Source organism: Bradyrhizobium sp., from assembly GCF_035484855.1.
Lineage (GTDB): Bacteria > Pseudomonadota > Alphaproteobacteria > Rhizobiales > Xanthobacteraceae > Bradyrhizobium.
Genome location: NZ_DATHOP010000049.1, coordinates 1 through 7003 on the forward strand (window position 1 = coordinate 1; position 7003 = coordinate 7003).

Below are 7003 nucleotides of genomic sequence, written 5' to 3' on the forward strand. Positions count from 1 at the left end.
ATCGATGACGGCGTCGGGCCCGAGGATCGCCTTCACCTTCTTGACGTTGTAGCCGATGCCGGTCGTGCCCCACATATAGTCGATGGCGTATTGATTGCCCGGATCGTAGAGGGCGAGACGGTTTGCGATCTCCGGCCACACTGCCGGCAGATTGGGGAGCTTCGACTTGTCGAGCTTCTGAAAAATGCCGGCGCTGATCTGGCGGGCGAGAAAATAGGCGCTGGGCACCACGACGTCATAGCCCGATGCCCCGGCGAGCAGCTTTGCTTCGAGCGTGTCATTGGAATCGAAAGTGTCGAAACGGACCTTGATGCCGGTTTCTTTGGTGAATGTGTCGAGGATGGTCGGGTCCTGATAGTCCGACCAATTGTAGTAATTGACGACGCGCTCTTTGGGGACTGCCGGCAGCGCCAGCAGCGCGCCGATCGCGCCGGCGAGCGTGACGATGAGCGGGAAGCGGCGCAAAGCCATCAGGTCTCGGTGGGCAGGCCCGCCGCCTTCCACGCCAAAATGCCGCCGGCAAGATGTGACGCATAAGGATAGCCGTGCTGCTGCGCGGCGAGCGAGGCAGTGACCGAACGCCGGCCGGAACGGCAGGCGAATACCACTTCCCGGCCCTGCGGATCGGGAATGGCGCCGGCGTCGAAGTCCGACAGCGGCACGATCACCGCGTCCGGAAAGCGCTCCACCGCGGTCTCGTTCGGCTCGCGGACATCGACGAGCACCATGCGGCCTTCGCGCAACCCGGCCGCGACCTCCTCCGGCGTCAGATCGCGGACGCTGAGATTTTGATCCGACATCACACGGCTCCTCGCGAGTAATGAACTCTGCTTATATCGCGCGGCCGGCGCCGACGTGAAGAGGCTAGATCGTCACTTGCTAGATTGTCACTTGCGTGCCGACCTCGACCACGCGGTCGGTCGGAATCTGGAAATAGTCGGTGGCGTCGTTGGCCGAGCGCGCTAGGGTGATGAACAGCCGGTCCTGCCACAGCGGCATGCCCGGCCGCGGCGCCGGCCGCAGCGTGCGCCGCGACAGGAAGAACGACGTCGACATGATGTCGAAGTGCCAGCCGAGCTTGCGCGCGATGGCAAGCGCCTTCGGGATGTTCGGCGTCTCCATATAGCCGAAGCGCAGCAAGACCCGCATGAAGGTCGAGCCAACCGGCTCGATGCGCACGCGCTTGTCGGCGTCGACGCGCGGCGTATGGGTGGTCTCGACCGAGAGGATGACATTCTTTTCGTGCAGCACTTTGTAATGCTTGAGACTGTGCATCAGCGCCGTCGGCGCGCTTTTCGGATCGCTGGTCAGGAACACCGCGGTGCCGGGCACCCGTTGCGGCGGCTTCTTCTCGAGGATGCGGACCAGGTCGTCGAGCGGGGTTTCGAGCCGCCGCGTCTTGGCGAAGAGGATGCGCGTGCCGCGCCGCCACGTATACATGACCAGCATCACCAGCCCGCCGAGCGCCAGCGGCACCCAGCCGCCCTGAATGACTTTGAGCATATTGGCCGACAGGAAGGTGAGATCGATCAACAGGAACGGCACGATCAAGGCCGCGGCCGCGAGCGGCGACCAGCGCCACATCCGCCAGATCACGATGAAGGCCATCATGCAGGTGACGACCATGGTGCCGGTGACGGCAATACCGTAAGCGGACGCCAGCGCGCTCGACGAGCGGAACAGCGCCACCAGAAGCAGCACGCCGACCAGCAGCAGCGAATTGACGCGCGGCATGAAAATCTGGCCGGCGGTCTGCGCCGAGGTATGGCGCACTTCGAACCGCGGCAGGAGGCCGAGCTGGATCGCCTGGCTGGTCAGCGAATAGGCGCCGGTGATCACCGCCTGGCTTGCGATCACCGTGGCGATCGTCGCCAGCACCACCATCGAGATCCGCGCCCACTCGGGATAAAGCAGAAAGAATGGATTTTCGAGTGTCTTCGGCTCGGCAAAGACCAAAGCGCCCTGCCCCAGATAATTGAGTGCGAGCGACGGCAAGACGAGCACAATCCACGCGATCTGGATCGGACCGCGGCCGAAATGGCCGAGATCGGCGTAAAGCGCCTCGGCGCCGGTCACGGCCAGGAAAACGGCGCCGAGCGTGTAAAGACCGATAATACCGTGATGGGTGAGGAAGAAAACGCCGTAGAACGGATTGAGCGCCCACAGGATTCCCGGATCGCGCGCGATCCAACCGAGGCCGGGCAGCGCGATCGCCACGAACCAAACCACCATGATCGGGCCGAACAATGCCGCCACTTTGGCGGTGCCGACCGACTGCATGGCAAACAGCACGAGCAGAATGACGACGGTCAGCGGCACGACATATTCATGGAACGCCGGCGTTGCGACGTCGAGACCCTCCACCGCGGACAGCACCGACAAAGCCGGCGTGATCACCGCGTCGCCATAGAACAATGCCGCGCTGACGATACCGAGCAGCGTGACAAGCGTCGCCGCCCGCGAGATGCGGCCGACGGCGCGCGAGGCGAGCGCCATCAAGGTGAGCGTGCCACCTTCGCCGTTATTGTCGGCACGCAACAGGATGACGACGTATTTCAAGGTGACGATGACGAACAGCGCCCACAGGATGAGCGAGACGACGCCGAGCACGGTCGCACGGTCGATCGTGCTGTGGCCTTGGTTCGAGGCCGCGAGCATGGCTTCGCGCAGCGCGTAAAGCGGACTTGTGCCGATGTCGCCATAGACGACACCGATACTGCCCAGAGTTAGCGCCCAGAAGCCGGCGTGAGAACGCACTTCGCCGCTGCCGTTTGCCGGCACTTCGCTCCCGACGGGAGCGCTCGCGCTGTCTGTCATGAATGCTGAAACAGGACCTTGCCCTGCTCCTGGTGTCCCGGAGGGGATGCAGGGCCGCGCCTATACACCGTTCACGCTGCGGAGTCATGGGCGCGCCGGCGGGCTTCCGCGCCGCCGACGCGGGTGCAGCCGGTACGATGACGGTGGACGCGTAGCGCCGCCGAGTTCGGTCTGGGTCCCAGCCGATCTGATTTAGTTATACTGGATCAAGCATTTAGGGACGAACCCCGGCGAATCGATCGGCCCGGCGGCCATCAGGGGCGCTCCGGAACCGGGCTGCGGCATTCACCCCAAGCGGCCATTCCCCGGAAATATCTTTTACGGGGCAGCCTCTACGGCATCTTTTACGGCGTCAGTCCTGGCGGCACCGGCGGAGGTTCGTGCATCAGGGTAATGGTCACGCGGCGGTTGGCGGCGATATAGGGGTCGTCCGGGAACATCGGGTCGGTGTCGGCCTTGCCGGCGACCTCATAAATATTGTTCGACGGCAACCCCTGCTCTTCCAAAATCTGGCGTACCGCGTTCGCCCGATCGGCCGACAGGTTCCACGGCCCGTAATCGGCCGCGGCCGGAGTTTGCGAGGCCGAAGTGTGCCCGGTGATCGAAATCCGATAGGGCAGCGCCTTCAACGGGCCGGCGATCTTCTCGATGATGCGGCGGGTGCGCTCGTAAGGATCCTTGGAGCCTTCCGGAAACATCGAGCGGCCTTCCTGGTCGACGATGTTGATATCGAGGCCGTCCTTGGTCTCCTCGAACATGATGTGTTTGGAGGCCTCCGCTAGTTCCGGCATGTCCTGCAAGGCTTGGCGCAGCGAAGCCGCCGCAAGCGCGAACGCTTCGTCCTGTTGAAACTTCGCACCGTAACGCTGATTGCGGTCGTTCGCGTCCGGCGTCGGCGTCGCGGAGGCGTCTTCCGGCTGAATATGCGCGGCGTTCTTGAGCTTCGGCCGGGTCGGCAAGCCGTCGACTTCGATGATGCCGGAATAGCGCACATTGGTCTGCACGCCGAAGGCATCGCGCATCGAGCCGGCGACGATCTGCAGCTTTTGCTGATCCTGATTGGAAAACGCCACCAGCATGACGAAGAAGCTGACCAGCAGTCCCATCAGGTCGGCGAAGGTGACGAACCAGCCGTGACCGCCCGCATGTGCCTTTTCGCGCCTTGCCATCGCTAGGCCGGGACAGGTTCAGGCTCGGGCTCGCCGCGGTGCTTCTCCGGCAGATAGGCGATGAGCATTTCGCGCACCAGCGTCGGGCTCTTCGACTCGCGGATCATCAGCACGCCGTCGATGATAAGCGTGCGATTGATTTCCTCATCGGCGAGCTTGAGGTGCAGCTTGTCGGCGATCGGCAGACAGATGATGTTGGCGACCACCGCGCCGTAGAGCGTCGCCAAGAGCGCGGTCGCCATGAACGGGCCGAGCTTCGACGGATCGGTCATGTTGGCGAACATCTGCACCATGCCGATCAGCGTGCCGATCATGCCGAAGGCTGGCGCGCAGTCGCCGACCGCGCGATAGATTTTCTGGCCCTCGTCGAGATGGCTCAGGAAGTTGTCGCGATCGCGCTCGAGATTGTCGCGGATGAATTCGGCGTCATAGCCGTCGGCGACGAAGCGAATGCCTTTGGCCAGATAGGCATCTTCGACTTCGACCTTTTCCAGACCGATCGGTCCCTGCTTGCGGGCGATCTCGGCAAGGCCGGCGATCTCGTCCACCAGTTCACGCTGCGAGATGCGACGCATGGTGAAGACGAATTTCATGCCAAGCGGCAGGCCGTGAAAGATCGAGGACAGCGGGAAGCGGATCAGGGTCGCCGCAAACGAGCCGCCGAAAATGATGATGATGGCGTGGTCGGACACGAACATGCCCAGGCCGCCGCCCATGAGCATGAGGGTGATGACCACGGTCGCGCCGGCGAGCAGGCCGAGGCCCGTTGCTATGTCCATGAAACGCACCCAACCCGCGACGGCGGGCCCCCATTCTGGAGGAGCCCCGAGGAGCCAAGCTAAGGAGCCGAGCCAACACCCATGCTATGGCCCTATACGTAAGGTCATTGCGCTTAAGGGACGGTTACCGCTGGAACCTTTTGCGGCGTCGGAAAGCCGCGGATTGGCTTGTGCTTTGCCAGGGTAAATGGCTCGCAAAGGGGATGACCCGCAGGCGAAAAACCAGCTAGATAGCCCGATCAAAGCGACAATTTCTGGCGAGAAAACCGGTGCGCGAATGCCGGGACGATAAGGGAGACCATGATGCGCGAGATCGGCCATTTTATCGGCGGCAAGGCGGTGAAGGGGGCGTCCGGGCGCTTCGGCGACGTCTTCAATCCCAATACCGGCGAAGTCCAGGCCAAGGTCGCGCTGGCGGCGAAATCCGAAGTCGAACAGGCGATCGCCAATGCGCAGTCAGCCTTCCCTGCCTGGGCCGCCACCAATCCGCAGCGGCGCGCCCGCGTCATGTTCAAATTCCTGGAACTGATCCAGAGCGAATATGACGATCTGGCGCGGCTGTTGTCGTCCGAACACGGCAAGACCTTCGCCGACTCCAAAGGCGACATTCAGCGCGGTCTTGAAGTGGCCGAGTTCGCCTGCGGCATCCCGCATCTGCTGAAGGGTGAATATAGCGAAAACGCCGGACCCGGCATCGATCTTTATTCGATGCACCAGCCGCTGGGTGTCGTCGCCGGCATCACGCCGTTCAATTTTCCGGCGATGATCCCGCTGTGGAAATGCGCGCCTGCCATCGCTTGCGGCAACGCCTTCATCTTGAAGCCGTCGGAGCGCGATCCGTCGGTGCCGATGCGCATCGCCGAATTGTTCATCAAGGCGGGCCTGCCGCCGGGCGTGCTCAATGTCGTCAATGGCGACAAGGAAGCGGTCGATACGCTGCTCAGCGACGCGCGCGTCAAAGCGATCGGATTCGTCGGTTCGTCTTCGATCGCGGAATATATCTACGCGACCGGCACCGCGCACGGCAAACGCGTGCAGTGCTTCGGCGGCGCCAAGAACCACATGGTCGTGATGCCCGATGCCGACATGGACCAGGCGGTCGATGCGCTGATCGGCGCCGGCTACGGTTCGGCCGGCGAGCGCTGCATGGCCGTCTCTGTCGCGGTCCCGGTCGGCAAGAAGACGGCGGACACGCTCATTCAAAAACTCATTCCGCGCGTCGAAGGCCTCAAGATCGGGCCGTCGACCGACACACAGGCCGATTACGGACCGATGGTGACGCGAGAACTGCTCAACAAAGTGCGCGGCTATGTCGATACCGGCGTCAAGGAAGGCGCCAAGCTCGTGGTCGACGGCCGTGGCTTCAAGCTGCAAGGCTACGAGAACGGCAATTTCATCGGCGGCTGTTTGTTCGATGATGTCACGCCCGACATGAAAATCTACAAGGAAGAAATCTTCGGCCCGGTGCTCGCCGTGGTGCGCGCCAAGGACTACGAAGAAGCGGTGCGGCTGCCGTCCGAGCACGATTACGGCAACGGCGTCGCCATCTTCACCCGCGACGGCGACACCGCGCGCGACTTCACCAATCGCGTTCAGGTCGGCATGGTCGGCGTCAATTTCGCGATCCCGGTGCCGCTGTCCTATTACACGTTCGGCGGCTGGAAGCGCTCGGGCTTCGGCGATCTCAATCAGCACGGGCCGGACTCGATCCGCTTCTACACCAAGACCAAGACCGTGACCGCACGCTGGCCGTCGGGCACCAAAGAAGGCTCCGAGTTCGTCATTCCGACGATGCGGTAAGGCCTGCTGTCGTCGCTCGGCTTGTCCCGATCCAGAATGCACCGAAAGCGCCGCGATCCCGCAAACAGCGAGTTTGAAAGTTGCGAAGCGTCGGCAAAAACCGACTAATCAAACTGCAACTGGTTCAAATCCGCTCGACCAACAAACCCTCCGTCGCATAAGGCGCATAGCGAAAATCGCGGATGGCCGAAATCTGTTCGCCGGCCCAATCGAGCACGATGACGTAGGCTGCGTCGCCTGCGGCAACCGTTGGATCGCTGACCAGGAGCACCGGCCGTCCCTCGGCAGAACCGGGCACCACCTGCCAGTTGGGATTTTCGCGATAGCGCGTGAAATAGACCGAGACGTCCTTGCGTCCTTTCAGGCGCGTGCGGTTGACCAGGTCGAGACGGACCTCCTCGGACAGGAGATCGCGCAAGGCATCGAAATCGCGCGCAT

The 7003-nt window shown here is 62.8% G+C and carries 6 protein-coding genes and 1 pseudogene; 1 reads left to right on the plus strand and 6 read right to left on the minus strand.

Annotated elements, in window-relative coordinates:
- From VK804_RS06150 to VK804_RS06170, 5 genes are all read right to left on the minus strand, one after another.
- Positions 1 to 471 (minus strand): extracellular solute-binding protein (locus VK804_RS06150; RefSeq protein ID WP_325368918.1); only part of this gene is annotated, 471 nt, incomplete at its 3' end.
- Positions 471 to 800, minus strand: a complete 330-nt coding sequence (locus tag VK804_RS06155) for a rhodanese-like domain-containing protein (RefSeq protein WP_325368920.1) — start codon at positions 798 to 800, stop codon at positions 471 to 473. The genes VK804_RS06150 and VK804_RS06155, both read right to left, overlap by 1 nt.
- 79 nt (positions 801 to 879) lie before the next feature.
- Positions 880 to 2817, minus strand: coding sequence for a potassium transporter Kup (locus VK804_RS06160; RefSeq protein WP_325368922.1), 1938 nt, complete (start codon positions 2815 to 2817; stop codon positions 880 to 882).
- Between the two features lie 344 nt (positions 2818 to 3161).
- Positions 3162 to 3986: a flagellar motor protein MotB gene (locus VK804_RS06165; RefSeq protein ID WP_325368924.1), complete on the minus strand. Its 825-nt coding sequence runs from the start codon at positions 3984 to 3986 to the stop codon at positions 3162 to 3164.
- Between the two features lie 2 nt (positions 3987 to 3988).
- Positions 3989 to 4765 carry a motility protein A gene (locus VK804_RS06170; protein WP_325368926.1) on the minus strand — a complete coding sequence of 259 codons (777 nt, stop codon included), beginning with the start codon at positions 4763 to 4765 and terminating at the stop codon, positions 3989 to 3991.
- 303 nt (positions 4766 to 5068) lie between these two features.
- Between VK804_RS06170 and VK804_RS06175 the strand changes: the two genes are divergently transcribed.
- Positions 5069 to 6565: a CoA-acylating methylmalonate-semialdehyde dehydrogenase gene (locus VK804_RS06175; RefSeq protein WP_325368928.1), complete on the plus strand. Its 1497-nt coding sequence runs from the start codon at positions 5069 to 5071 to the stop codon at positions 6563 to 6565.
- Between the two features lie 124 nt (positions 6566 to 6689).
- Here VK804_RS06175 and VK804_RS06180 read toward each other — a convergent pair.
- Positions 6690 to 7003, minus strand: a pseudogene (locus tag VK804_RS06180) (RNA polymerase sigma factor); the annotation flags it as partial.